We start from the raw sequence: 26348 nt of genomic DNA, 5'->3' as shown, positions 1-26348 counted from the left end.
GAATCCAGCGCCCCACGGCCTCCCAACCTGCGCAAAAAGTCCGAAATGCCGGGTTATCGTGCTGCGGTACGCCCTGCCGCCGAGCGGTCTCATCTACCGCGAGAGAAGCGATGCTCCAGGCAATCGGACTCACCAGCACGCCGCGCCGGAACCGCCCACCCGCCGTGGACGACCTCACCTTCGATGCGAGGCCCGGACAGGTCACCGCCCTCCTCGGCCCCGCCGGAGCGGGCAAGACCACCGCGCTGCGTCTCTTGCTGGGCCTCGAACAGGGCCGTGGCATCACCTACTTCCGCGGCCGCCCCCTCCATCGCGTCGCCCACCCGATGCGCGAGGTCGGCGTGCTCCTCGGTGACGTGCCCGGTCACCCCGCGCGCACCGTGCGCGGCCAGCTCCGGATGCTCTGCGCCGCCGCGGGCGTACCGGCCTCCCGCGCCGACGACCTGATCGACGCGGTCGGCCTCGAAGCGCTCGCCGGCCACCGCCTGGGCACTCTCTCCCGAGGCATGGACCGCCGACTCGGCGTCGCCGTGGCCCTGTTGGGCGACCCGCACACACTGATCCTCGACGAACCGGCCGCCGGGCTCTCGCGCCACGAGGCGGCCTGGCTGTACGGGGTGCTGCGCGCCCACGCCGACGAGGGCGGCACCGTGCTGTACGCGACCTCCGACACCAAGACGGCCGCCCGCACCGCCGACCACGTCGTGGCGATCCGGTCCGGACGCCTCGTCGCCGACCAGGACGCCGCCGACTTCGCCCGTACGCGACTTCGCCCCCGCGTCGCCGTCCGCACCCCGCACGCCGCCCGCCTCGCCGCACAGCTCACCCGCGAGGCGCGCGCCGCCCGCCGCTCCGTCGAGACGGTCACCGAGCGCGGCAACCGCCTGTACGTGTACGGCAGCGACTGCGCCGAGGTGGGGGAGACCGCGTTCCGCCACGGCATCCTCCTCCACCGCCTGGCCGAGGAGACTGGCCCCGCACCCGACGCGGCCCCGCACCCCAGGCCCCAGGAGGCCGCCCCCGAACCCCTGGCGCCAGTCGTCGACCGGGCCTCCGCCCCTCCGACCACCGCTCCCGCCCCGCTGCCCACCAGCCCCGCCACCCCGGACCACCGGGCCGCCCCGCACGCCCCCGCCACCCCAGACGACCCCGCCACCCCGCACCACCCCACCCCTCCGAACCACCCCACCACCCCGCACCGCCCCGCCGCCCTCGGCCGGCCCACCCACCGCGCCCCCCGGTGGCGTGGGCGCAGGGCGCGGCGGGGGCCGTCGCGGCCACTGCGCTACGAGCTGCGGCGTCTCATGGGCGTGCCCTCCACGGCCGTCGTGCTCGGCGGTGCCGTCGCGGGCTCCGCGCTGCTCGCCGTCCTGCTGGGGCGTTCCGCCGGGACCCCGACGCCCGTCGCCGTCGCCGCCTGGCCGGAGCTGCTGCCACTCCCGCCCGCCGCGCTCGGGGCCGGCCTCATCGGGGCCTTCTCGTTCGGCGACGAGTACCGCCACCCCGCGCTCCCCGTGTCCCTGGGCGCCGCGCCGCGCCGCCTCGGGCTGCTGCTGGCCAAGCTCGCCGTCACGGCCGTCATCGCGCTGCTGCTCGCCGTCGCCGTCGCCGTCGTGGATCTGGAGGTGCTGCGGCTCGTCTACGGCGGCGCGTTGATCCCCGTACCCGGGAACTGGCCGACGCTGTGCGCCGGTTGGCTCGCGCTCGTGGTCGGCTGCGCCTGGGCCGGGCTGCTGGCGGCCGGGGTGTTCCGGGCCGCCGCCGCCGGGATCGCCGCCGTCCTCGCCGTACCCGTGGTCATCGCGCCCGCGGTCGAGGAAGCGCTCCTCGGCCCGGCCGTCCGCACCATCGCCGGACTTCCCGCCCGGCTGCGCGAGCTGGCCTGGCCCCGCTGGCCCCACGAGGCGGACCGCTGGATCGAGGGGGCCCTGCGCGTCCTCGCCCAACCTGTCGGCGCGGCACTGGCCTTGTCGCTGGCCGCCCTCCTCTGCGCGTTTCTGCTCACAGGGCTACGCCGCGACGCCCGTTGGTGAGCGATCGACGATCAAAAATGCTCGTTGCGTGCCAATCGGTCGCGAGTCCTTGGAATTTGCCCGCTTCCTTCCGATAAGGCGTCAATTGCCGCGCGAGCGCCGATCACCCTTTCGTGTGCTTTTCACCAAAGACCTCAAGAGGTTTGGAAACGGCGCCGACAAAGGATGCGTGAGTACCCTTGCGCACACCATGATGACCGCCGCCCGCGCCACCGACGCCGGCCTTCCCGCCCCGGGCGGTCTCGACCGCTACGGCTACGGGGAGACCCCCGCGGCCGACCGTGTCGGAGCCCCCGCGTGGGACGCCGGTGAAACGGAGTTGGGTCGGGCGAGCCGCCGCTCGGCGGGCAACCGGGGCCGCGGCCTCCACGGCCAACTCGTCCAGCAGCTCGGCCAGATGATCGTCTCCGGCGACCTCGGCGCCGACCGCCCGCTCGTCCCCGAGGAGATCGGCCAGCGCTTCGAGGTCTCCCGCACCGTCGTGCGCGAGTCCCTCCGCGTGCTGGAGGCCAAGGGCCTGGTCAGCGCCCGGCCCAACGTCGGCACCCGGGTCCGCCCGGTCAGCGACTGGAACCTCCTGGACCCCGACATCATCGAATGGCGCGCCTTCGGGCCGCAGCGCGACGCCCAGCGCCGCGAGCTCGCCGACCTCCGCTGGACCATCGAGCCGCTCGCCGCCCGCCTCGCCGCAGGTCACAGCCGCCCGGACGTCCAGCAGCGCCTCGCCGACATGGTCGAGATCATGGGACACGCCCTCGCCCAGGGCGACGCCCTCACCTTCTCCCGCGCCGACACCGAGTTCCACTCCCTCCTCATCCAGCTCGCCGGGAACCGCATGCTGGAGCACCTCTCCGGCATCGTCTCGGCCGCGCTCCAGGTCTCCGGCGCCCCGGCGACCAGCTGCGACCGTCCCGGCGAGACCTGCCTCGGCCACCACGCCCGCATCGTCGAGGCCCTCGCCGCCGACGACGGCCCCGCGGCCGAAGCCGCCATGCGGCAGCTCCTCACCGTGCAGCCCGACGCGGGGGTCGTCCCCGCTCCGCGCGAGCACTGACCGCGGACCGTGACCGCGGGCCGCGCGCACGGTGTCGTACGGCACCGGGGCATCCATGGCGTACGGGACGGGGAGCCGCCGCGTACAGGGCGCCGCACGGACAGGTGACGCACGGCCCGGGCGGGGTACCCGAGACGGCCCCGGTCCCCGGGGTCCGGCGACACGGTCCGAGCGGCGCCCCCGGCGGCACCCCGCGTGCGTGCCCGGGCGGCGTCCACGGCGTTGGCCCGGTGGCGGTACGGCACCGCACGGCCAGACCGTCGCGTAACGGCTGATTGGTCACGCAATGCCCCGTTCTCTCCGTTTCGAGGTGTGACTCGGGCCACGCGGATTGGGCGTAACGCTCCTCGAAGCACGGCGATGACCTAAGAGGTGACAGCCGAAGAGGGAATACAGCCGCCGCGCATGGCGCTGTGCACCTCCGAGGTTCAGCCCGCGTCGTCGGCTCATTCCCCGCCGACGGTCGTCGGCTCCGGCCCGATCATGGGCGGGGCCGGAAGCCGTTTCCATCGTTCCGAGAGGTTGTTCGTGTCGGCCAGCACATCCCGTACGCTCCCGCCGGAGATCGCCGAGTCCGAGTCTGTGATGGCGCTCATCGAGCGGGGAAAGGCTGATGGGCAGATCGCGGGCGATGACGTGCGTCGGGCCTTCGAGGCTGACCAGATTCCGCCAACCCAGTGGAAGAATGTTCTGCGCAGCCTCAATCAGATCCTCGAGGAAGAGGGTGTGACGCTGATGGTCAGTGCAGCGGAGTCGCCGAAGCGCGCCCGCAAGAGCGTCGCAGCGAAGAGCCCGGCAAAGCGCACCGCCACCAAGACCGTCACCGCCAGGACGACCGCGGCGAAGACGGCCGCGTCCTCCTCGGCGGCCCCGGCGGCCCAGAGCGCGGAGGTCCCGGCCGACGAGGCCGGTACCCCCGCCAAGAAGACCGCGGCGAAGAAGACGACCGCGGCGAAGAAGACGACCGCGAAGAAGACCGCGGCCAAGAAGACCACGGCCAAGAAGACGACCGCGAAGAAGGACGCCGACGAGCTCATCGAGGGCGAGGAGCTCCTCGACGACGTCGCGGCGGTCAAGGGCGAGGAAGAGGAGACCGAAGGCGAGGCCAAGGGCTTCGTCCTGTCCGACGAGGATGAGGACGACGCGCCGGCGCAGCAGGTCGCCGTCGCCGGTGCCACCGCCGACCCGGTCAAGGACTACCTGAAGCAGATCGGCAAGGTCCCCCTGCTCAACGCCGAGCAGGAGGTCGAGCTCGCCAAGCGCATCGAGGCCGGCCTGTTCGCCGAGGACAAGCTGGCGAACGCCGACAAGCTGGCCCCGAAGCTCAAGCGCGAGCTGGAGATCATCGCCGAGGACGGCCGCCGCGCCAAGAACCACCTGCTGGAGGCCAACCTCCGTCTCGTGGTCTCCCTGGCCAAGCGCTACACCGGCCGCGGCATGCTGTTCCTGGATCTGATCCAGGAGGGCAACCTCGGTCTGATCCGCGCCGTCGAGAAGTTCGACTACACCAAGGGTTACAAGTTCTCCACGTACGCCACGTGGTGGATCCGCCAGGCGATCACCCGCGCCATGGCCGACCAGGCCCGCACCATCCGTATCCCGGTGCACATGGTGGAGGTCATCAACAAGCTCGCGCGCGTCCAGCGCCAGATGCTCCAGGACCTGGGCCGCGAGCCCACCCCGGAGGAGCTGGCCAAGGAGCTCGACATGACCCCCGAGAAGGTCATCGAGGTCCAGAAGTACGGCCGTGAGCCGATCTCGCTGCACACCCCGCTCGGCGAGGACGGCGACAGCGAGTTCGGTGACCTGATCGAGGACTCCGAGGCGGTCGTCCCGGCCGACGCGGTGAGCTTCACGCTCCTCCAGGAGCAGCTGCACTCCGTGCTCGACACGCTCTCCGAGCGTGAGGCCGGCGTCGTCTCCATGCGCTTCGGTCTCACCGACGGCCAGCCGAAGACGCTCGACGAGATCGGCAAGGTCTACGGTGTGACCCGTGAGCGGATTCGCCAGATCGAGTCCAAGACCATGTCGAAGCTGCGTCACCCGTCGCGTTCGCAGGTCCTCCGCGACTATCTCGACTGATCCCTCGACTGAGCGAAGCTCGAACACGCTCGCCCGTCGGCGACACCCCGGAAGGCCCGGTTCCGCAAAAGGAACCGGGCCTTCCGGCGTTGCGCGGGTGCGGCCGGACTCCATGTGGCTGACGCTGAGTGAGCGACATGCATCCCTGAGTCAGGAGGCCGAATGCGCGATACGCGTCATCCCATCAGCAGGAAGCGGGCGGCCCTGGTGGCCCTGGCCGCCGCGGCGGCCGTCGCGTCACTCGTCACGCCCACACCTGCGGCGGCCGACAGCGGCGTCGTGGGCGGCCGGACGGCCAACGCGCCCGACACCCCCTGGGTCGTGGCGCTCTCCAGCGTTGACCGGTTCGGGCGTATGCGGGCGGGCCAGTTCTGCGGGGGCGCCGTCATCGCCCCGACCAAGGTGGCGACCGCCGCGCACTGCCTGCGGGAGGACGTGCTGGGCGTACGGGCGGAGGAGCTGCGGGATCTCAAGGTCATCGCCGGGCGCAGCGACCTCGTCGGCGGCGGCGGGCACGAGATCCCGGTCAAGGACATGTGGATCAACCCCGCGTACGACGCCGAGTCCAACTCCGGGGACGCCGCCGTACTGACACTGGCCCGGCCGCTGCCGTCCGGGTACGTGATCCCGGTGGCGCCCGCCGGCGACCCCGCGTACCGGCCCGGCACGGACGCGACCGTGTACGGGTGGGGCGACACGACGGGCCTCGGGACGTACGCGCACACGCTGAACGCCGCCGACGTCTCCGTCCTGCCCGACCAGGACTGCTCCCGCGCCTACCCGGCGGCGCCGGGGCAGGCCCGGTACGTCCCGGCGACCATGCTGTGCGCGGGGACGCGGGAGGGCGGCCGGGACGCCTGCCAGGGCGACAGCGGCGGACCGCTGATCGCGCGGGGCAAGCTCATCGGCCTTGTGTCCTGGGGCAGCGGCTGTGGGCTGGCGGAGAGCCCCGGCGTCTACACCCGCGCGTCGGCGGTGCTACCCGGATCGTGATCACCGGGACCGTCGTCGCCGCCGCACCGGGCGGGCCCGGCCCCCGCCTGGTGCGGTCGGCCGACGGCGGCTGCCCGCCCTCTCAGGGGCGTACGGCGCTCCCGGGGGCGTACGGCGAAGGGCGGCACCCCGCCGTCACACGGGGTGCCGCCCTCCGTCGTACGGCTACGGGTACGGAAGCGGCGGGCGGCCGTACCCCCGTGGTGACGGGGGTGGCCGCCCGATGGCCGGTCCTTCGCGCCGACCGGTCTCGCTCGTCGTGGATGCGCGTGTCAGCGGTCCTCGTCGGCTGCTCCGGCCGGCACGGTGGTGAGCCGGTCCGTCTCATCCTGTATCTCCGCGGCGATCTTCTTCAGTTCCGGCTCGAACTTGCGGCCGTGGTGGGCGCAGAAGAGCAGTTCGCCACCGCTGGTCAGCACGACGCGCAGATATGCCTGGGCGCCGCAGCGATCGCAGCGGTCGGCGGCCGTCAGCGGGCTCGCGGGGGTCAGAACAGTAGTCACGTCGCCTCTTCTCTAGCTCGACGAGCTGTCGTACCAGGGTCAACATCCAACCAGGCCGAAAACGTTCCCGCTCGCGGCTTTTCCTCGAAACTTTTTCCAAGGGGCTGTCTGTTGCCGGTTGGCGGCGAATGAGCCGTATTGCGGTGTCGCTGTGCGTTACGGGTTTCGCGTTGCTTGTGTCGTATGTCCCCCCGGCTGGGTTGCCGGTTGTTCATGAGGACGTGCCCGGAGCCTAAATGGTTCATGCCTGGAAGGGAACGTGATGTCCACGTCACCCGGCCGAGTGATCGAACAGACATGCGACGCTGGACTAGCATGACCCTTCACGAGGGTGGCGTGACAACCGCTCTACCAGGCCTCTGTACGCTCGGACGGGCACAGAGGCCCACCCCCTTACCCTCGTGGGCAAGAACTCAAATTCAGCGAGGAGCGAACCGCGTGACCGCCGAGACGTCCGTTCCGTCCAGTGCGCTGCTGACCGCAGACCGTGACGGTTCCAACTACACCGCGCGGCACCTGCTCGTACTCGAGGGGCTCGAAGCGGTTCGCAAGCGTCCCGGCATGTACATCGGGTCCACCGACAGCCGCGGCCTGATGCACTGCCTCTGGGAGATCATCGACAACTCCGTCGACGAGGCCCTCGGCGGCTACGGCGACCACATCGAGGTCGTCCTCCACGACGACGGCTCCGTGGAGGTCCGGGACAACGGCCGCGGCATCCCCGTCGACGTCGAGCCCAAGACCGGCCTGTCCGGCGTCGAGGTCGTCATGACCAAGCTGCACGCCGGCGGCAAGTTCGGTGGCGGCTCCTACGCGGCGTCCGGCGGCCTCCACGGCGTCGGCGCCTCCGTGGTGAACGCGCTGTCGGCCCGCCTCGACGTGGAGGTCGACCGCAACGGCCACACGCACGCCATCAGCTTCCGGCGCGGCGTCCCCGGCGTCTTCGCGGGGGAAGGCCCCGACGCCCCCTTCGAACCGGCCAACGGCCTGCGCAGGACCAAGCGCGTCCCGAAGACCCGCACGGGCACCCGCGTGCGGTACTGGGCGGACAAGCAGATCTTCCTCAAGGACGCCAAGCTCACCCTGGAGACGCTGCACCAGCGCGCCCGCCAGACCGCGTTCCTCGTCCCCGGGCTGACCATCGTCGTCCGTGACGACCGCGACCTGGAAGGCATCGGCAAGAGCCAGGAGATCTTCCGCTTCGACGGCGGCATCAGCGAGTTCTGCGAGTTCCTCGCCACCGACAAGCCCGTCTGCGACGTGCTCCGCCTCACCGGGCAGGGCACCTTCAAGGAGACCGTCCCCGTCCTCGACGAGCGCGGCCACATGACGCCGACCGAGGTCACCCGCGAGCTCGGCGTCGACGTGGCGCTGCGCTGGGGCACGGGGTACGACACGACGGTCAGGTCGTTCGTCAACATCATCGCCACGCCCAAGGGCGGCACGCACGTCACCGGATTCGAGCGGGCCGTCACCAAGACCGTCAACGAGGTGCTGCGCGCCACCAAGCTGCTGCGCGTCGCCGAGGACGACATCGTCAAGGACGACGCTCTGGAGGGCCTCACCGCCGTCGTGACCGTCCGGCTGGCCGAGCCGCAGTTCGAGGGCCAGACCAAGGAGGTTCTCGGCACCTCGGCGGCGAACCGTATCGTCGCCAACGTGGTGGCCAAGGAGCTGAAGGCGTTCCTGACCTCCACCAAGCGCGACGCGAAGGCCCAGGCCCGCGCCGTGCTGGAGAAGGCCGTCGCCGCCGCCCGCACGCGCATCGCGGCCCGCCAGCACAAGGAGGCCCAGCGCCGCAAGACCGCCCTGGAGACCTCGTCGCTGCCGGCCAAGCTCGCCGACTGCCGCAGCGACGACGTGGAGCGCAGCGAGCTGTTCATCGTCGAGGGCGACTCCGCGCTCGGCACGGCGAAGCTCGCCCGGAACAGCGAGTTCCAGGCGCTCCTGCCGATCCGGGGCAAGATCCTCAACGTCCAGAAGTCCTCCGTCTCGGACATGCTGAAGAACGCCGAGTGCGGCGCGATCATCCAGGTCATAGGGGCCGGGTCCGGCCGGACCTTCGACCTCGACGCCGCCCGGTACGGCAAGATCGTCCTGCTGGTGGACGCCGATGTGGACGGCGCGCACATCCGCTGCCTGCTGCTCACGCTGTTCCAGCGGTACATGCGGCCCATGGTCGAGGCGGGCCGCGTCTTCGCCGCCGTACCGCCGCTGCACCGCATCGAGCTGGTCCAGCCGAAGCGGGGCCAGGACAAGTACGTGTACACGTACTCGGACAACGAGCTGCGGCAGACGCTGCTGGAGTTCCAGCGCAAGGGCGTCCGGTACAAGGACTCCATCCAGCGCTACAAGGGCCTCGGCGAGATGGACGCCGACCAGCTCGCGGAGACCACCATGGACCCGCGCCACCGCACGCTGCGCCGGATCAACATCGGCGACCTGGAGGCGGCGGAGCAGGTCTTCGACCTGCTGATGGGCAACGACGTGGCGCCGCGCAAGGAGTTCATCACCAGCTCCGCGGCGACGCTGGACCGCTCGCGCATCGACGCCTGACGGGTGCCCCGCGCGCGGGGGCGCGCCCACCCGGAACCCACCGGCCGGAATCCGTTCCGCCGGTGGGTTCTCGCGTGTCCGGATCACCTGATGGAGTGAAGTCGTCGGGAGGAGAGTCCGGGATCTTCCCCTTCTGCCCATGCTTGGCCACGCGGCCGAAACGGTTCGCTGACAAGGAGAGCTACGGGTGGACAACTGGGAAGGGCGCGACGCCGCCGCGACGCGGAGGGGAGACCCCTGGTACGACGCGCTGGCCTCGGGGTGGGGCGAGCCGGCCGACGAGACGGCCCCGGACGGCACGGAGGCCGCCACAGCCGACGGGCAGGCCGCTGTGGCGGCCGCACACACTGCTGTGGGCGCCGCCCAGGGTGCTGCGGTCACGGTGACCCCGCCCCCCGCGGGCGCGGCCATCGCCGCCGCGGCGGGGCATGGCACGGTGCCCGGTACGGCAGTTCCGCGACCGTCTCGTACGGGTGCCGACGGCGAGCTGCGGCCCAGCGCGGCCGAGATCTACCTGGAGGTGCGGCGCAGTCCGGCCTTCCAGGAGGTGCGCCGCCGCTATCGCCGGTTCGTGGGCCCGGCCACGGTCCTCTTCCTCACCTGGTACCTCGGCTATGTCGTCGCCGCGACCACCGCGCCCGGTCTGATGGCCCGCCCCGTCGTCGGCGCGGTGAACGTGGCGATGCTCGCCTGTCTCGGCCAGTTCCTCACGACCTTCGTCCTCACCTGGGCGTACGCCCGCCACGCGCGCGTGCACCGCGACCGCGCCGCACTCGAACTGCGCTGGGACACCCAGCAGATGACCCGGGAGGCCGGCGTTGACCGGTGACCACCAGACCCTGGCCCTGTTGCTGTTCAGCGCGTTCGTCGCGGTGACGCTCGGCATCACCACGTGGGCGAGCCGCCGACGCCACGACTCCGCCGACGAGTTCTACACCGGGGGGCGGCTGTTCTCGCCCATGGAGAACGGTTTCGCCATCTCCGGCGACTACTTGTCCGCCGCGTCGTTCCTCGGCATCTCCGGACTGATCGCGCTCAACGGCTACGACGGCATGCTGTACTCGGTCGGCTTCCTCGTCGCCTGGCTGGTCGTCCTGTTCCTCGTGGCCGAACTCGTGCGCAACTGCGGCCGCTTCACCCTCGCCGACGTGGTCGCCGCCCGCATGGGCGAGCGCCGGGTCCGTACGGCGGTGGGCGCGTCGTCCGTGACCGTGTCCGTGCTGTACCTGGTCGCGCAGATGGTCGGCGCAGGCAGCCTCGTCGCCCTGCTGCTGGGCGGCACGAGCGACGCGGCGCGCTCGTGGACGGTGGTCGGCGTGGGCGCCCTCATGGTCGTCTATGTGGCACTGGGCGGGATGCGCGCCACGACCTGGATCCAGATCGTCAAGGCCGTGCTGCTCCTGGCGGGCGCGCTGGCCCTCACCGCGCTCGTGCTGCTGCGCTTCCACGGCGACTTCGGCGAGCTGCTGACCACCGCCGCCGAGCGCAGCGGCCATGGCCGGGACTTCCTCGCGCCGGGCCTCGGCTACGGCGACGACTGGACCGCCCGTACGGACTTCATCAGCCTGGGCCTCGCGCTCGTGCTGGGCACGGCCGGACTGCCGCACATCCTCGTCCGGTTCTCCACCGTGCCCACCGCACGCGCGGCCCGCCGCTCGGTCGTCTGGTCCATCGGCCTCATCGGCGGCTTCTACCTGATGACGATCGTGCTCGGCTTCGGCGCCGCCGCGATCGTCGGCAGCGACGCCGTACGCGCCTCCAACGCCGCGGGCAACACGGCTGTACCGCTGCTCGCGCTGGAACTCGGCGGGGGAGCGGGCTCCACCGGCGGCACGGTCCTCTTCGCCGTGGTCGCGGCCGTCGCCTTCGCGACGATCCTCGCCGTCGTCGCGGGCATCACGCTGGCCTCCTCCGCCTCCGTGGCACACGACCTGTACGCCTCTTTCGCCCGGCGCCGGGACGGAGACGCGGGCGGGGGCCGGTACGGCGGCACGGACGCGGACGCGGGCGCGGACGGGGGAGGGGGAGCGGGGCGGCGGCGGTACGGCGATGTGGCCGTGGCCCGGGTGGCCGCAGTCGCCGTCGGTGGTGTGGCGATCGGCCTGGGCCTGCTCGCCCAGGATCTGAACGTGGCGTTCCTCGTCGGCCTCGCCTTCGCGGTCGCCGCCTCCGCGAACCTGCCCGTCCTGCTGTACTCGCTGTTCTGGCGCCGCTTCACCACGCGGGGCGCCGTGTGGTCCGTGTACGGCGGCCTGATCCCGGCCGTGCTGCTGGTCGCCCTGTCGCCGGTCGTGTCGGGCGGCCCGGGCGCGCTGCTGCCGGGGGTGGACTTCCACGTCTTCCCGCTCCAGAACCCGGGCCTGGTCTCCATCCCGCTGGGCTTCCTCGCCGGATGGCTGGGCACGGTCACCTCCCCGGAGCCGCCGGACGAGGCCAAGCACGCGGAGACGGAGGTACGGGCGCTGACCGGCGCGGGCGCCGCCTGAGCGGGTCGCGCGCCACTCGGTGGCACCCGGGAGGCGCCCCTGTGCGCCGGGTAGGCGCCCGCCGCGCGCCACCCGGTACGGCGGGCCGTGCGAGAGCCCCCGCGCGGTCCGTACGCGCCCGTAGAGCCCGCGCACCACCCCGTACGCGCTCGGGCACTGCCCCGTAACGCCGGGCACGCCCAACGCGCCGGATACGACCCCGGGGCCGCGCACCATCCCGTACGCCTGCGATCAGCGCCGTACGCCGCCCGGGTCCGCCGGGTCCTCGTCCCGTGCGGGGCCGGGTGAGGCCTCCGTCAGGGCCTCCGGGAGGACCACCGTGAACTCGGCGCCGCCGCCCTCCGCCGTACCCACCTCGACCCGCCCGCCGTGCCGTTCCGCGAGGCGGCGGACCAGCGGCAGGCCCAGACCGCGCCCCGCGCCGTGGGAAGGGCGGCGCTTGGTGGACCAGCCCTCCGTGAACACCGCCTCCCGCTGCTCCGCCGGTACGCCCGGCCCGCTGTCCGCCACCCGCAGCACCGCCGTACGGCCCCGCGTCCCCAGCTCCACCTCGACGGCGGCGTCCCGCGAGCCGGCCGCCGCGTCCACGGCGTTGTCCACCAGGTTGCCCACCACCGTGACCAGCTCGCTCGGCGCGACCAGCCGGTTCGGCAGCAGCGAGCCGGGCGCGATGCGCAGCGCCACGCCCCGCTCCGCCGCCACCGTCGCCTTCCCCACCAGCAGCGCGGCCACCAGCGGGTCGTGCACCTTCTCCGTGACCTGCTCGGCGGTCGTCCGGTGCACCCCCACGACGTCGGTGAGGTACTCCACCGCCTCCTCGTGCAGCTCAAGTTGCAGCAGCCCGAGCAGTGTGTGCATCCGGTTGGCGTGCTCGTGGTCCTGCGCCCGCAGCGCGTCGATCAGCCCGCGCGTCGCGTCCAGCTCGCGGCCCAGCCGCTCCAGCTCGGTACGGTCCCGCAGCGTCACCACCGCGCCGCCGTCGTGCGTGGGCATCCGGTTGGCGACCAGCACCCGCCGCCCGCGCACCGCCACCAGGTCGTCGCCGCTGACCCGCCCGGCCAGCACGTCCGCCGTGCGCCCGCCGTCCAGCACCTCGTCCAGCGGCCGCCCGGTGACCTCGGGCCCCAGCTCCAGCAGCCGCCGCGCCTCGTCGTTGACCAGCCGGACGCGACCGGCCGCGTCCAGCGCGACGACGCCCTCGCGGATGCCGTGCAGCATCGCCTCCCGCTCCGCCAGCAGCGCCGCGATATCGGAGAACGCCAGGTCACGGGTCTGCCGCTGGACACGCCTGGCGATCAGCCACGCGGCCAGCGCGCCCGCCGCCAGCGCCCCGCCCGCGTACGCGAGCAGCCCCGGGATCGCCGCCAGGAACCGGGCGCGCACGCTGTCGTACGCGATGCCGACGGACACCGCGCCGACGATCCTCCCGTCCGCGTCGCGCAGCGGCACCTTCCCGCGCGCCGACCGCCCGAGCGTGCCGCTGTCGATCTCCATGACCTCCCGCCCGGCGAGCGCGCCGCTCGGATCGGTGGACACGACCGCGCCGATCCGCCCCGGGTTCGGGTGCGACCAGCGCACCCCCCGCACGTCCATCACGACGACGTACTCCGAGCCCGTCGCCCGCCGTACGCGCTCCGCCTCCGCCTGCACGGGACCGCCGGGCGCCGGGCGGGACGCCAGTAGGTCCCCGGCCAGCCGGGACGACGCCGTGGTCTGCGCGACGGCCAGCGCCCGCCGCATCGCCTGGTCGTCCAGCTGCCCGCTGAGCGGTGCCAGGAACAGGCCCGTGACGAGCGCCGTCACCCCGGCCGCCACCGCCACCTGGATCAGCAGCAGCTGCGAGAACATCCGCCTCGGCCACCCCAGGGACGGCCAGGCCCGCCGCGCGCCCGTCCGGGCACCGGGGGTGGAAGCGGTGCGAGGGGCGGAAACCGGTCTCATGGCCGGAAACCGTAGACGCCCGCGCCTATCCTGAGGAAATCCCGACCAACCGGCCGCCCAGCGAGAAAGGTGCCTCTTGAGCGCGCAGCAGATTCCCGTCGTCGTCCTCACGGGATTCCTCGGTTCCGGCAAGACCACCCTGCTCAACCACCTCCTGCGCACCGCCCGAGGCACCCGCGTCGGCGTGATGGTCAACGACTTCGGGTCCATCGAGATCGACGCCATGACCGTCGCCGGGCAGGTCGGCTCGACCGTCTCGCTCGGCAACGGCTGCCTGTGCTGCGCCGTGGACACCAGCGAGCTGGACACGTACCTGGAGATCCTCACCCGTCCCTCGGCTCGCCTCGACGTGATCGTCATCGAGGCGAGCGGTCTGGCCGAGCCGCAGGAGCTGGTGCGGATGATCCTCGCCAGCGACAACGAGCGGATCGTGTACGGCGGGCTCGTCGAGGTCGTGGACGCGGCCGAGTTCGACGCGACGCGCGCCCGTCACCCCGAGACGGACCGGCACCTCGGCATCGCCGACCTGGTCGTCGTCAACAAGGCCGACCGCGTCCCGGAGGCCGAGCTGCGGCGGGTGCGGGAGACGGTCACCGGCCTCGCCGACCGCGCGGCGGTCGTCACGGCGGCGTACGGGCGCGTCGATCCGGAGCTGCTGTTCGACCGGGCCGCACGCGCCGACGACCAGGACGGCGCCCGGCAGCTATCCTTCGAGGACCTGTACGCCGACGCGTACGAGCGCGAGCACCGGAACCACCCGCACGCCGCCTACGAGACCGTGTCGTTCACCGCCGCGGAGCCGATGCACCCGCGCCGGCTCATGGACTTCCTGGACTCGCGGCCCGAAGGGCTGTACCGGATCAAGGGGTTCGTGGACTTCGGCCCCGCCGACCCGGACCACCGGTACGTCGTGCACGCCGTCGGGCGGTTCCTGCGGTTCCACCCGGAGCCGTGGCCGCCCGGCGCCGAGCGGCTCACCCAGGTGGTGCTGATCGGCGCGGGCACGGACGGGGAGGCGCTGCTCGGGTCGCTGGCCGGGTGCCGCGTGACGGGCCCGGACGACGTGCCGGAGGACCACGCCCTGTGGGGCGTCCTGCGCTACGTCCCCGAGCCTCACGAGGAGGCCCCTGGGGCGGGAGGCGAGGGCGGTACGGACGGGACGGGCGGTGCGGTGGCGTACGACGAGCCCGCCGACCCGGCCGAGCCTGCCCCGTACGACGAGGCGGCCCCGTACGACGAGACCGTCCCGTGCGACGACACCGTCCCGGACGACGAGCCCGACGACGACCCGTACGAGGACTCATACGGCGATCCGTGCGAGGACCCCGACGGCGATCCGTACGGCGGTCGTGGCCACACCCCGTACGACGGCCCCGCCACCCAGGCCCACGGCCGCCTCTGACCGTCGCCGGACGGCCACCGGCGGGGCCCGCGAGGGCCGGCGCCCACCCCCCGGTGGGCGCCCCCCTTCGCGCGCGTCACGCCCCGGTGGCTACACCAGCGGGCCCGCCAGCACCGCCACCGGCTTGACCAGCGGCGTACCCGACCCGTCCCGGCGCGGGTCCACGTCGGGCAGCTCCACCGGCGCGCCGTTCTTCTGGGCCGCCATGGCCGGGGCGTCGCCCGCCCAGGCCAGCACCAGCACGTCCTCGCCCTTCAGGAACCGGTGGCAGCGCACCCCACCCGTGGCCCGGCCCTTGCGCGGGTACTGGTCGAACGGCGTCAGCTTCGCCGACGTGCCGACCGAGGCGTCCAACTGGCCCGTGGCGCCCGCGACCGTGAACACGACCGCGTCCGACGCCGGGTCCACGGCGGTGAACGAGATCACCTCGGCGCCCGCCGCCAGCTTCACGCCCGCCATACCGCCCGCCGGACGGCCCTGCGGGCGCACCTGGGACGCCGGATAGCGCAGCAGCTGCGCGTCCGACGTGATGAAGACCAGGTCCTCCTCGCCCGTCCGCAGCTCCGCCGCGCCGACGATCCGGTCGCCCTCCTTGAGCGTGATGACCTCCAGCTCGTCCTTGTTCGCCGGGTAGTCGGGCACCACCCGCTTCACGACGCCCTGGAGCGTGCCCAGCGCCAGACCGGGCGACGACTCGTCCAGGGTGGTCAGGCAGACGACCGTCTCGTCCTTCTCCAGCGTCAGGAACTCCGCCAGCGGCGCCCCGCCCGACAGGTTCGGCGCCGACGCCGTGTCCGGCAGCTGCGGCAGGTCGATCACCGGGATGCGCAGCAGCCGCCCGGCGGACGTCACCGCGCCGACCGTGCCGCGCTGCGTCGCCGCGACCGCCGACACGATCACGTCGTGCTTGACGCGCTTCCCGCCGTGCTCCGGCAGCGGCTCGCCGCTCGCCGTACGGGCCAGCAGCCCCGTCGAGGACAGCAGCACCCGGCACGGGTCGTCGGCGACCTCCAGCGGCACCGTGGCGGCCGTGGAACCCGCCGACTCCAGCAGCACCGTGCGCCGCTCCGTGCCGAACTTCTTCGCCACCGTGGCCAGCTCGGACGACACGAGCTTGCGCAGCTCGGCGTCCGAGTCCAGGATCTTCGTCAGCTCCTCGATCTCGCTGTTCAGACGGTCCCGCTCGCCCTCCAGCTCCAGCCGGTCGAACTTGGTGAGCCGCCGCAGCGGTGTGTCCAGGATGTACTGGGTCTGGACGTCGCTCAGCGAGAACCGCTCGATCAGCCGCTCCTTGGCCTGCGCCGAGTTCTCACTGGAGCGGATGAGCCGGATCACCTCGTCGATGTCGATGAGGGCGACCAACAGGCCCTCCACCAGGTGCAGCCGGTCCCGCTTCTTGCCGCGCCGGAACTCGCTGCGCCGCCGCACCACCTCGAAGCGGTGGTCCAGATAGACCTCCAGCAGCTCCTTCAGGCCCAGCGTGAGCGGCTGGCCGTCCACCAGCGCCACGTTGTTGATGCCGAAGGACTCCTCCATCGGCGTCAGCTTGTACAGCTGCTCCAGCACCGCCTCGGGCACGAAGCCGTTCTTGATCTCGATGACCAGGCGCAGCCCGTGCTCCCGGTCCGTGAGGTCCTTGACGTCCGCGATGCCCTGGAGCTTCTTCGCGTTGACCAGGTCCTTGATCTTGGCGATGACCTTCTCCGGGCCGACCGCGAACGGCAGCTCCGTGACGACCAGGCCCTTGCGGCGCGCCGTGACGTTCTCCACCGTCGCCGTGGCGCGGATCTTGAACGTGCCGCGGCCCGACTCGTACGCGTCCCTGATGCCCGACAGGCCCACGATCTTGCCGCCGGTCGGCAGGTCGGGGCCCGGGACGAACCGCATGAGCGTCTCGAGATCGGCGCCCGGGTGCTTGATCAGGTGCCGCGCGGCGGCGATGACCTCGCCCAGGTTGTGCGGGGGCATGTTGGTCGCCATGCCGACCGCGATGCCGGACGCGCCGTTCACCAGCAGGTTGGGGAAGGCGGCCGGGAGGGCGACCGGTTCGCGCTCCTGCCCGTCGTAGTTCGGCGCGAAGTCGACCGTGTTCTCGTCGATGGACTCCGTCATCAGCGACGTCGCGTCGGCCATCCGGCACTCCGTGTACCGCATGGCGGCCGGCGGGTCGTCGTTGCCGAGGGAACCGAAGTTGCCGTGGCCGTCCACCAGCGGCAGGCGCATGGAGAACGGCTGCGCCATGCGCACCAGGGCGTCGTAGATCGACGCGTCGCCGTGCGGGTGGAGCTTGCCCATCACCTCGCCGACGACACGGGCGCACTTCACGAACCCGCGCTCGGGGCGCAGGCCCATCTCGTTCATCTGGTAAACGATCCGGCGGTGAACCGGCTTCATGCCGTCGCGCGCGTCGGGCAGGGCGCGGGAATAGATCACCGAGTACGCGTACTCGAGGAAGGAGCCCTGCATCTCGTCGACGACGTCGATGTCGAGGATCCGCTCCTCGAAGTCGTCGGGCGGCGGGGTCTTCGTGCTGCGGCGGGCCATCGCTGCTGCGGCTCCTTCACCAACAAGGTTGATCTGACGCCGACCATTGTGGACCGTCCCACTGACAGGACCGACCGCGACCCGGAAGAGGGACGTCGCGGCTTCCCGGGAACTTCGCCGGGCAGTCGTGCGCTTGCATAGGGTGGCAGGACTTTCCATGACGCGATCGAAGGGACGTACATGCCCATGGGTCACACGGCCACAGCCCAGGCCGGCTCCGGCGGCCTGACAGCGACCGAGCACCGGCTGGCCAACGGCCTGCGTGTGGTGCTCTCGGAGGACCACCTGACCCCGGTCGCCGCGGTGTGCCTCTGGTACGACGTCGGCTCCCGCCACGAGGTCAAGGGCCGCACCGGCCTCGCCCACCTCTTCGAGCACCTGATGTTCCAGGGCTCCAAGCAGGTCAAGGGCAACGGCCACTTCGAGCTGGTGCAGGGCGCCGGCGGCTCCCTCAACGGCACCACGAGCTTCGAGCGCACCAACTACTTCGAGACGATGCCCGCCCACCAGCTGGAGCTCGCCCTCTGGCTGGAGGCCGACCGCATGGGCTCCCTCCTCGCCGCCCTGGACGACGAGTCGATGGAGAACCAGCGGGACGTCGTCAAGAACGAGCGCCGCCAGCGCTACGACAACGTGCCGTACGGCACCGCCTTCGAGAAGCTCACGGCTCTCGTCTTCCCCGACGGGCACCCCTACCACCACACGCCGATCGGCTCCATGGCGGACCTCGACGCGGCCACGCTGGAGGACGCCCGGGAGTTCTTCCGCACGTACTACGCGCCGAACAACGCGGTGCTGTCCGTCGTCGGCGACATCGACCCGGAGCAGACGCTCGCCTGGATCGAGAAGTACTTCGGTTCCATCCCGGGCCACGACGGCAAGCCCGCCCCCCGGGACGGGACGCTGCCCGACGTCATCGGCGAGCAGCTGCGCGAGGTCGTCGTGGAGGACGTCCCGGCCCGCGCCCTGATGGCCGCCTACCGCCTCCCGGCCGACGGCACGCGCGCGTGCGACGCCGCCGACATCGCCCTCACCATCCTGGGCGGCGGCGAGTCGTCCCGGCTGCACAACCGGCTGGTACGGCGCGACCGCACCGCCGTCGCCGCCGGCTTCGGCCTGCTGCGGCTGGCCGGCGCGCCCTCCATGGGCTGGCTGGACGTGAAGACCTCCGCCGGCGTCGAAGTGCCGGACATCGAGGCCGCCGTCGACGAGGAGCTCGCCCGGTTCGCCAGCGAGGGCCCCACGGCCGAGGAGATGGAGCGCGCCCAGGCCCAGCTGGAGCGCGAGTGGCTGGACCGGCTGGGCACGGTCGCGGGCCGCGCCGACGAACTGTGCCGGTTCGCCGTCCTGTTCGGCGACCCGCAGCTCGCCCTCACCGCCGTCCAGCGCGTCCTTGAGGTCACCGCCGACGAGGTGCGCGAGGTCGCCGCCCGGCAGCTGCGCCCCGACAACCGCGCGGTGCTCGTCTACGAACCGACCACGGCCGACGACGGCGACCAGACCGACAGCGACGAGGAAGAGGGGACGGACCAGTGAGCGACGCTGCCGTGTCTCTGACCACCATGGAGTTCCACCCGCAGCCGCAGCCCGGCACGCCCCGCGTCTGGGCCTTCCCCGCGCCCGAGCGCGGCCGGCTCGACAACGGCCTGACCGTGCTGCGCTGCCACCGCCCCGGCCAGCAGGTCGTCGCCGTCGAGATCGTCCTCGACGCCCCGCTCGACGCCGAGCCCAAGGGCCTCGACGGCGTCGCCACGATCATGGCCCGCGCCCTGTCCGAGGGCACCGACAAGCACACCGCCGAGGAGTTCGCCGCCGAGCTGGAGCGGTGCGGCGCCACCCTGGACGCGCACGCCGACCACCCCGGCGTGCGGGTCTCCCTCGAAGTGCCCGCCTCGCGGCTGCCCAAGGCCCTCGCGCTGCTCTCCGACGCGCTGCGGGCACCGGCGTTCGCGGACGACGAGATCGACCGCCTCGTCCGCAACCGCCTCGACGAGATCCCGCACGAGACGGCCAACCCCGCGCGGCGCGCCGCCAAGCAGCTCTACGCCGAGCTGTTCCCGGCCGCCTCGCGGATGTCCCGCCCCCGCCAGGGCACCGAGGAGACCGTCGCCCGGATCGACTCCGCCGCCGTCCGGGCCTTCTACGAGGCGCACGTCCGTCCCGCGTCGGCGACCGCGGTCGTGGTCGGCGACCTGACCGGAATCGACCTTGACGCGCTGCTGCGCGACACGCTCGGCGAGTGGACCGGCGACGCCCCCCGCCCGGGCACGGCGTCGCCCATCACGGCCGACGACAGGGGCCGCGTGGTCATCGTGGACCGTCCGGGCGCCGTGCAGACGCAGCTGCTCATCGGGCGCATCGGCCCGGACCGGCACGACAGCGTCTGGCCCGCGCAGGTCGTCGGCACGTACTGCCTGGGCGGCACGCTCACCTCCCGCCTGGACCGCGTCCTGCGCGAGGAGAAGGGCTACACGTACGGCGTGCGGTCCTTCGGCCAGGTCCTGCGCTCCCTGCCGGACGGCACGGGCGCGGCGATGCTCGCCATCAGCGGCTCCGTGGACACGCCCAACACGGGCCCCGCGCTGGACGACCTGTGGAAGGTGCTGCGCACCCTCGCGGCGGAGGGCCTCACCGACGCCGAGCGCGACGCCGCCGTGCACAACCTGGTGGGCGTGGCGCCGCTCAAGTACGAGACGGCGGCGTCCGTCGCGGACACCCTCGCCGACCAGGTGGAGCAGCACCTGCCGGACGACTTCCAGGCGCAGCTGTACCGGCGTCTGGACGCGACGGGCACGGTGGAGGCGATGGCGGCCGTCGTCAACGCCTTCCCGCCGGACCGCCTCGTCACGGTCCTCGTCGGGGACGCGGCTCAGATCAAGGCACCGGTGGAGGCGCTGGGCCTCGGTGAAGTGACCGTCGTCACGGGCTGATTGACGGAGTGGAACCCCTAAGTGGAACCCCGGCATCCTCCGGATGCCGGGGTTCCACTTTCCCGTGGACGTATGTCCGTTTTGCTCGGGAGTCTGGGTTTCTGTTCTGTGGCGTGCGCTACAAAAAACCGTGTCCGTTTGGTGATTGAAAGATCAGCCGCATAGCGTCTTGGTCGCTGTCCGCCCGCTGTAATCGCCGCGCCCGCGGCATCGGGCAGCGATCGCCGAATCCCCGTCAGGCGTGAGCCTGGGGAGCCGGGGACCCATGTCCCCCTGGGGTGAATCGGGCGCCTTCGCACCACGCGGAGGGGTCCGTAGGAGACCTTCCTGCTCCGAACCCGTCAGCTAACCCGGTAGGCGAGAGGGAAGGAAAGGACACGTCCACTTCATGGCGTTCACCCGTTCCACCGGGAAGCACCGTGCCCCGAGCCGTATGAGCCGCAGGAGCGCCCACGTCGCCGGCGCCGCCGCACTGGCCACCTCCGGTGTCATCGGAACCCTCACCTCCCCGGCGTTCGCCGTGGACGCCGAGCGCGCCGCGTCGCTGGAGGACACCGGCGTCAACCAGGCCATCGCCGGCTACGACCTGGCCGACCAGGTCGAGGACCAGGCCGCCGCCCAGGAGCTGGCCGCCGAGGTCGCCGAGCGCCAGGCCCGGGCCGAGATGGCCGCCGAGCGCCAGGCCGAGGCCCGCCTGGAGGCCGCCCGCGAGGCCCAGGAGCGCGCCTCCCGCGAGGCCGAGCGCAAGCGCCTCGACTCCTTCCAGCTGCCCGTCGCCGGCTCGTACGTCTCCACCGGCTACCAGTCGGGTGGCGTGCTGTGGTCGTCCGGCAGCCACTCGGGCGTCGACTTCCACGCCCCGTACGGCTCCACGGTCGTCTCCGTGGGCCGCGGCACGGTCGTCGAGGCCGGCTGGGGCGGCGCGTACGGCAACAACGTCGTGATCCGCATGCACGACGGCACGTACACGCAGTACGGCCACCTCGCCTCGGTCAGCGTCGCGGTCGGCCAGACGGTCATGCCGGGCCAGCAGATCGGCGTCTCCGGCTCGACCGGCAACTCCACGGGCCCGCACCTCCACTTCGAGGCCCGCACGTCCGCCGAGTACGGCTCCGACATCGACCCGGTCTCCTACCTCCGGGCGCGCGGCGTCAACGTCTGACCCTCCCGCTTCCGCGAAGGCCCCGGCTCCCGAACCGAGCCGGGGCCTTCGCGCGTTCCGCGACCCGGGCGCGCCGACTCCCGGCGTCGGCCAAGAATCGACCATGAATTCCGGCCCGGTATCGGAAAAGGCGCCGCATTGTCATAGAGTCGCCGAACAGCGTCGGGCTGATGGGTGTCGCGCGGAGAAACCGCGTGGAGAAACCGCGCGGAAAAACGGCGGGCGGAGCGATTCGGGGGTTCGGTATGCGCGTTCCCGCGCACTCGGTATGCACGGCGATCCGGGCGGACATCGTCTCCGGGGTGCTGGCGCGCGGCAGCCGCCTCGCCGAGGAGCAGCTCGCCCGCCGCTACGGGGTCTCCCGCGTTCCGGTCCGCGAGGCGCTGCGCACCCTGGAGTCCGAGGGCTTCGTCGTCTCCCGCCGCCATGTCGGCGCGTGCGTCGCCGAGCCGACCGAGCAGGACGCCGCCGACCTGCTGGAGATGCGGGTGCTGCTGGAGCCGCTGGGCGCCGCCCGCGCCGCCCAGCGGCGGACCGACGCCCATCTGAAGGTGCTGCGCGGCCTCGTACGCCTGGGCCAGGAGCGGGCCCGCCGTCGTCAGGGCGAGGATCTGCGGTCGTTGGGCGACTGGTTCCACGAGACGCTCGCCCAGGCGTCCGCCAGCCCCGGCCTGACCTCGCTGCTCACCCAGCTGCGCCACAAGACCGCCTGGATGTACACGGTGGACGAGCCGGCCCGCCCCGCCGAGGTGTGGGCGGAGCACGGCGCCATCGTGGACGCCGTCGCCCGGGGCGACGCCGAGCGGGCCAGGGCGCTCACCGCCCAGCACGTGGAGCGGTGGCGCGGCGTGCACCGGCTGCGCCGCGCGGACCGCGTGAGGAATCCGCAACATCCCGTAAACACCGCCGCAGCCCGCGATTAACATCGGGGCCGTATACAAGAGGCAGCGGAAAAGGCGGCTGCTTTCCCGCTGTCTGAACACGGCCCGCCGTCGAAGGGGGCCCGCGAATCGCCTTCGGGCAGCAATGGCGTCGGGCGGGAATTCACTGTCGGGCGAGAACCGCCCGTCGGGCAGAAACCCGGTGAAGGAATTCGCCGGAGGGAATCCACCCCGAGATCATCCGGTCGGCTGGGAGAGGGCCGCCTCGTCAGCCGAAAGCCCCAGGCGGGCCGACGTGGCGCCGCCGCCCCCCTCGTGGGCGCGGCCGGCCCCGGACCAGAAGCGGAAGAGCCGCACCCCCGGTCCCGGGTGGTGCGGCTCCGCGGTGGTGCCGACAGCCGTCAGACGGTCTCGGGAAGCTCCTCGAGGCCCTCGGCGACCAGCTTCGCCAGGCGGTCCAGCGCCACGTCCGCGCCCTCGGCGTCGGAGGCGAGAACGATCTCCTCGCCACCCTGCGCGCCCAGGCCGAGCACCGCGAGCATCGACGCGGCGTTGACCGGGTTGCCACCGGACTTGGCGATCGTCACCGGGACGCCGGAGGCCGTGGCGGCACGGACGAAGATGGAGGCGGGGCGGGCGTGCAGGCCCTCGGCCCAACCGACGTTGACGCGGCGCTCAGCCATGGTGTTGCCCTTCAAGTGCTAGTGGTTGTCTAGACCAGTGTCTCATGTTCGGCGCGGTGCCGGAACGGCGCCGTACCCTTGCCCCATGCTGAACCCGTCCGACCAGTCGGCGCACTCGGCGCACGCGTACCCCGACCACTGGGAAGCCGACGTGGTGCTCCGCGACGGCGGCACCGCGCGGATCAGACCGATCACCACGGACGACGCCGAGCGCCTGGTCAGCTTCTACGAGCAGGTCTCGGACGAGTCGAAGTACTACAGGTTCTTCGCGCCGTATCCCCGGCTCTCCGCGAAGGACGTGCGCCATTTCACCCACCACGACTACGTGGACCGGGTCGGTCTGGCCGCGACGATCGGCGACGAGTTCATCGCGACGGTCCGCTACGACCGGATCGACGCCCTGGGCCGCCCCGCCACCGCCCCCGCCGACGAGGCCGAGGTCGCCTTCCTCGTCCAGGACGCCCATCAGGGCCGCGGCGTCGCCTCCGCCCTGCTGGAGCACATCGCCGCCGTCGCCCGCGAGCGCGGCATCAGGCGGTTCGCGGCGGAGGTGCTGCCCGCCAACACCAAGATGATCAAGGTGTTCACGGACGCCGGGTACACCCAGAAGCGCAGCTTCGAGGACGGCGCCGTACGCCTCCACCTCGACCTGGAGCCCACCGACCGCTCGCTGGCCGTCCAGCGCGCCCGCGAACAGCGCGCCGAGGCCCGTTCCGTACAGCGGCTCCTCGCCCCCGGCTCCGTCGCCGTGCTCGGCGCGGGCCGGGCGCCGGGCGGTGTCGGCCGCACCGTCCTGCGCAACCTCGCCGACTCCGGCTTCACCGGGCGCCTGTACGCCGTGAACCGCGCCCTCCCCGAGGGAACGGCCACCCTGGACGGCGTCCCCGCCCACCGCACCCTGGGCGACATCGACGGCGGCCCGGTGGACCTCGCCGTCATCGCCGTACGCGCCGAACACGTCCCCGACGCCGTCGCCGACTGCGGCGAACACGGCGTGCGCGGCGTCGTCGTCCTGTCCGCCGGGTACGCCGAGAGCGGCCCCGCCGGGCGGGAGCGCCAGCGGGCCCTGGTGCGGCAGGCCCGCTCGTACGGGATGCGCGTCATCGGCCCCAACGCCTTCGGCGTGATCAACACCGCGGACGGCACCCGCCTCAACGCCTCCCTCGCCCCGCAGCTCCCCGCCACCGGGCGAATCGGCCTGTTCACCCAGTCCGGCGCCATCGGCATCGCCCTGCTGTCCGGGCTGCACCAGCGCGGCGCCGGGGTGTCGTCGTTCGTCTCGGCCGGGAACCGCGCCGACGTCTCGGGCAACGACCTCCTCCAGTACTGGTACGAGGACCCCGAAACGGACGTCGTCCTGCTGTACCTGGAGTCCATCGGCAACCCCCGCAAGTTCACCCGGCTCGCCCGCCGCACCGCCGCCGTCAAACCGGTCGTCGTCGTCAAGGGCGCCCGGCACAGCGGCAGCGCGCCCCCCGGCCACGCCGTGCCCGCCACCCGCATCCCGCACACGACGGTGTCCGCGCTGCTGCGCCAGGCCGGGGTCATCCGCGTGGACACGGTCACCGAGCTGGTCGACGCCGGCCTGCTGCTCGCCGGACAGGCCCTGCCCCGTGGGCCCCGCGTCGCCATCCTCGGCAACTCCGAGTCGCTGGGACTCCTCTCGTACGACGCCTGCCTCACCGAGGGCCTGCGCCCGCTGCCGCCCCGCGACCTGACCACCGCCGCGACCCCCGACGACTTCCGCGCCGCCCTCGCCGAGGCCCTGCGGGACGACGCCTGCGACGCCGTCGTGGTCACCGCGATTCCGTGGGTCGGCCCGCAGGGCACGGCGGAGCTGACCGGCGAGAGCGAGGTGCTCGCGGCCGCCCTGCGCGAGGCGTGCGCCACCTCCCCGGCCAAGCCCGTCGTGGTCGTCCACGTCGAACTGGGCGCCCTCGCGGACGCCCTGGCCGCCGCCACCAGCACGGCCCCCGCCCGCGAGCACCGCGCCCCGGCGGACCCCACGGCTCCCGCCGCCCCGGCCGGGGCACCCGACACGGCCCCGCCGCCCGTGCCCCCGTACGGCCGGCCGGGCCCGTTTGGTTACCCGGCTCCGTACGGCCGGTCCGCACCCCCACCGCCCACCGCCGCACCCGCACCCCCCGCGAAGTCCCGCGCCGAAGACCTCGCGGACAGCCCCGCGGAAGCCCCCGCCCCCCGCAACATCCCCGCCTACCCGGCCGCCGAGCGGGCCGTACGGGCACTGGCCGAGGCCGTCAGGTACGCCGACTGGCGCCGCAAGGCCGCCGACCCCGGCCGCGTACCGGAGCACGAGGGCATCGACGAGACCGGGGCCGCCGCCCAGATCGACCAGCTCCTCGGCACGCCCCCCACGGGAGAGGCGGGCCGGGCCCCCGAACCGCACGGCATCACGCTCAGCCCCGACGCCGCCCGCGAGCTGCTCGCCCGCTACGGCATCCCGGTACGCCCCGTCCTCCCCGCGACCGACCCCGACACCGCCGTACGCGCCGCCGCCCGCCTCGGCTACCCGGTCGCCCTGAAGACCACCGCCCCGCACCTGCGCCACCGCCCCGACCTCGGCGGCGTACGGCTCGACCTGGCCACCGAGCAGCAGCTGCGCACCGCGTGCGACGAGCTGACCGAGGCGCTGGGCAGTCCCACCGAGCTGCGGCCGGTCGTCCAGGCGATGGTGCCGCGCGGCGTGGACACCGTCGTCCGCGCGGCGATCGACCCGGCGGTCGGCGCCGTGCTGTCCTTCGGCCTCGCGGGCGCCCCGTCCGAGCTGCTCGGCGACATGGCGCACCGCCTCGTCCCCGCCACCGACCGCGACGTCGCCGAACAGATCCGCTCCATCCGGACCGCCCCGCTCCTCTTCGGCTGGCGCGGCTCGGCCCCCGTGGACACGGCCGCCCTGGAGGAGCTGCTGCTGCGCGTGTCGCGCCTGGTCGACGACCACCCGGAGATCGTCGCCGTCGCGCTGGAGCCGGTCGTCGTCGCCCACCGCGGCCTGGCCGTCCTCGACGCGACCGTGCGCCTGGCCCCGCCCCCCGCCCGCAACGACCTCGGCCCCCGCCGCCTGCCGAGCTACTGAGGCC

17 protein-coding genes and 1 riboswitch are annotated in these 26348 nt (G+C 72.9%); of the genes, 13 read left to right on the top strand and 4 right to left on the bottom strand.

Features of this window, described 5'->3' with window-relative positions; all coding sequences use genetic code 11:
* Positions 1–110 precede the first annotated feature (110 nt).
* The 4 genes from J116_RS05850 (at position 111) to J116_RS05835 (ending at position 6162) form a co-directional block, all read left to right on the top strand.
* Complete coding sequence (locus J116_RS05850) at positions 111–2033, top strand: ABC transporter ATP-binding protein (protein WP_023586162.1); 1923 nt, start codon at positions 111–113, stop codon at positions 2031–2033.
* A 115-nt stretch (positions 2034–2148) separates the two neighbouring features.
* The gene (locus J116_RS05845; RefSeq protein WP_317135517.1) at positions 2149–3087 is read left to right on the top strand and encodes a FadR/GntR family transcriptional regulator; all 939 of its coding nucleotides are present in this window, start codon (positions 2149–2151) and stop codon (positions 3085–3087) included.
* 528 nt (positions 3088–3615) lie between these two features.
* Complete coding sequence (locus J116_RS05840) at positions 3616–5169, top strand: RNA polymerase sigma factor (RefSeq protein WP_028963727.1); 1554 nt, start codon at positions 3616–3618, stop codon at positions 5167–5169.
* A 162-nt stretch (positions 5170–5331) separates the two neighbouring features.
* Positions 5332–6162, top strand: coding sequence for a serine protease (locus tag J116_RS05835; protein ID WP_051203427.1), 831 nt, complete (start codon positions 5332–5334; stop codon positions 6160–6162).
* Between the two features lie 272 nt (positions 6163–6434).
* Here J116_RS05835 and J116_RS05830 read toward each other — a convergent pair whose 3' ends face one another.
* Complete coding sequence (locus tag J116_RS05830; protein ID WP_023586158.1) at positions 6435–6665, bottom strand: DUF7455 domain-containing protein; 231 nt, start codon at positions 6663–6665, stop codon at positions 6435–6437.
* 438 nt (positions 6666–7103) lie between these two features.
* Between J116_RS05830 and J116_RS05825 the strand changes: the two genes are divergently transcribed.
* The 3 genes from J116_RS05825 (at position 7104) to J116_RS05815 (ending at position 11707) form a co-directional block, all read left to right on the top strand.
* On the top strand, positions 7104–9221 hold the full coding sequence (locus J116_RS05825; protein WP_023586157.1) for a DNA gyrase/topoisomerase IV subunit B: 2118 nt from the start codon (positions 7104–7106) through the stop codon (positions 9219–9221).
* 187 nt (positions 9222–9408) lie between these two features.
* Positions 9409–10050 carry a DUF485 domain-containing protein gene (locus J116_RS05820; protein ID WP_023586156.1) on the top strand — a complete coding sequence of 214 codons (642 nt, stop codon included), beginning with the start codon at positions 9409–9411 and terminating at the stop codon, positions 10048–10050.
* Entirely contained in the window at positions 10040–11707 is a 1668-nt protein-coding gene (locus J116_RS05815) for a solute symporter family protein (protein ID WP_023586155.1), read from the top strand. Before J116_RS05820 ends, J116_RS05815 begins: the two co-directional genes overlap by 11 nt.
* A 231-nt stretch (positions 11708–11938) precedes the next feature.
* On the opposite strand, the gene J116_RS05810 is transcribed toward J116_RS05815, so the two are convergent.
* On the bottom strand, positions 11939–13555 hold the full coding sequence (locus J116_RS05810; protein ID WP_023586154.1) for a sensor histidine kinase: 1617 nt from the start codon (positions 13553–13555) through the stop codon (positions 11939–11941).
* Positions 13556–13724: 169 nt separating this feature from the next.
* On the opposite strand from J116_RS05810, the gene J116_RS05805 reads away from it, so the two are divergent.
* A complete protein-coding gene (locus tag J116_RS05805) occupies positions 13725–15050 on the top strand; it encodes a CobW family GTP-binding protein (protein ID WP_023586153.1) in 1326 nt (441 codons plus the stop codon).
* Between the two features lie 90 nt (positions 15051–15140).
* Here the strand turns inward: J116_RS05805 and J116_RS05800 are convergent, their stop codons facing one another.
* Positions 15141–17594 carry a DNA gyrase/topoisomerase IV subunit A gene (locus tag J116_RS05800; RefSeq protein ID WP_023586152.1) on the bottom strand — a complete coding sequence of 818 codons (2454 nt, stop codon included), beginning with the start codon at positions 17592–17594 and terminating at the stop codon, positions 15141–15143.
* A gap of 186 nt (positions 17595–17780) precedes the next feature.
* Here J116_RS05800 and J116_RS05795 point away from each other — a divergent pair, with 186 nt between their 5' ends.
* The 4 genes from J116_RS05795 to J116_RS05780 all read left to right on the top strand — a co-directional run bounded on the left by J116_RS05795 (position 17781) and on the right by J116_RS05780 (position 22609).
* Positions 17781–19130 (top strand): M16 family metallopeptidase, encoded by a 1350-nt coding sequence (locus J116_RS05795; RefSeq protein ID WP_023586151.1) that lies wholly within the window; start codon positions 17781–17783, stop codon positions 19128–19130.
* Positions 19131–19156: 26 nt separating this feature from the next.
* The gene (locus tag J116_RS05790; RefSeq protein ID WP_037947103.1) at positions 19157–20524 is read left to right on the top strand and encodes a M16 family metallopeptidase; all 1368 of its coding nucleotides are present in this window, start codon (positions 19157–19159) and stop codon (positions 20522–20524) included.
* A 212-nt stretch (positions 20525–20736) separates the two neighbouring features.
* A riboswitch (cyclic di-AMP (ydaO/yuaA leader) is annotated at positions 20737–20899 on the top strand.
* Between the two features lie 13 nt (positions 20900–20912).
* Complete coding sequence (locus tag J116_RS05785; protein WP_023586149.1) at positions 20913–21686, top strand: M23 family metallopeptidase; 774 nt, start codon at positions 20913–20915, stop codon at positions 21684–21686.
* Positions 21687–21931: 245 nt separating this feature from the next.
* Positions 21932–22609, top strand: a complete 678-nt coding sequence (locus J116_RS05780; RefSeq protein WP_023586148.1) for a GntR family transcriptional regulator — start codon at positions 21932–21934, stop codon at positions 22607–22609.
* A gap of 359 nt (positions 22610–22968) precedes the next feature.
* Here J116_RS05780 and J116_RS05775 read toward each other — a convergent pair whose 3' ends face one another.
* Complete coding sequence (locus tag J116_RS05775) at positions 22969–23250, bottom strand: HPr family phosphocarrier protein (protein WP_028963724.1); 282 nt, start codon at positions 23248–23250, stop codon at positions 22969–22971.
* Positions 23251–23335: 85 nt separating this feature from the next.
* Between J116_RS05775 and J116_RS05770 the strand changes: the two genes are divergently transcribed.
* Entirely contained in the window at positions 23336–26344 is a 3009-nt protein-coding gene (locus tag J116_RS05770; protein ID WP_023586145.1) for a bifunctional acetate--CoA ligase family protein/GNAT family N-acetyltransferase, read from the top strand.
* Positions 26345–26348: the final 4 nt, after the last annotated feature.

It is taken from the genome of Streptomyces thermolilacinus SPC6 (genome assembly GCF_000478605.2).
Classification (GTDB): domain Bacteria; phylum Actinomycetota; class Actinomycetes; order Streptomycetales; family Streptomycetaceae; genus Streptomyces; species Streptomyces thermolilacinus.
The sequence above is the reverse complement of the archived record's forward strand: the minus strand, read 5'-3'. Positions and strand labels throughout refer to the sequence as shown.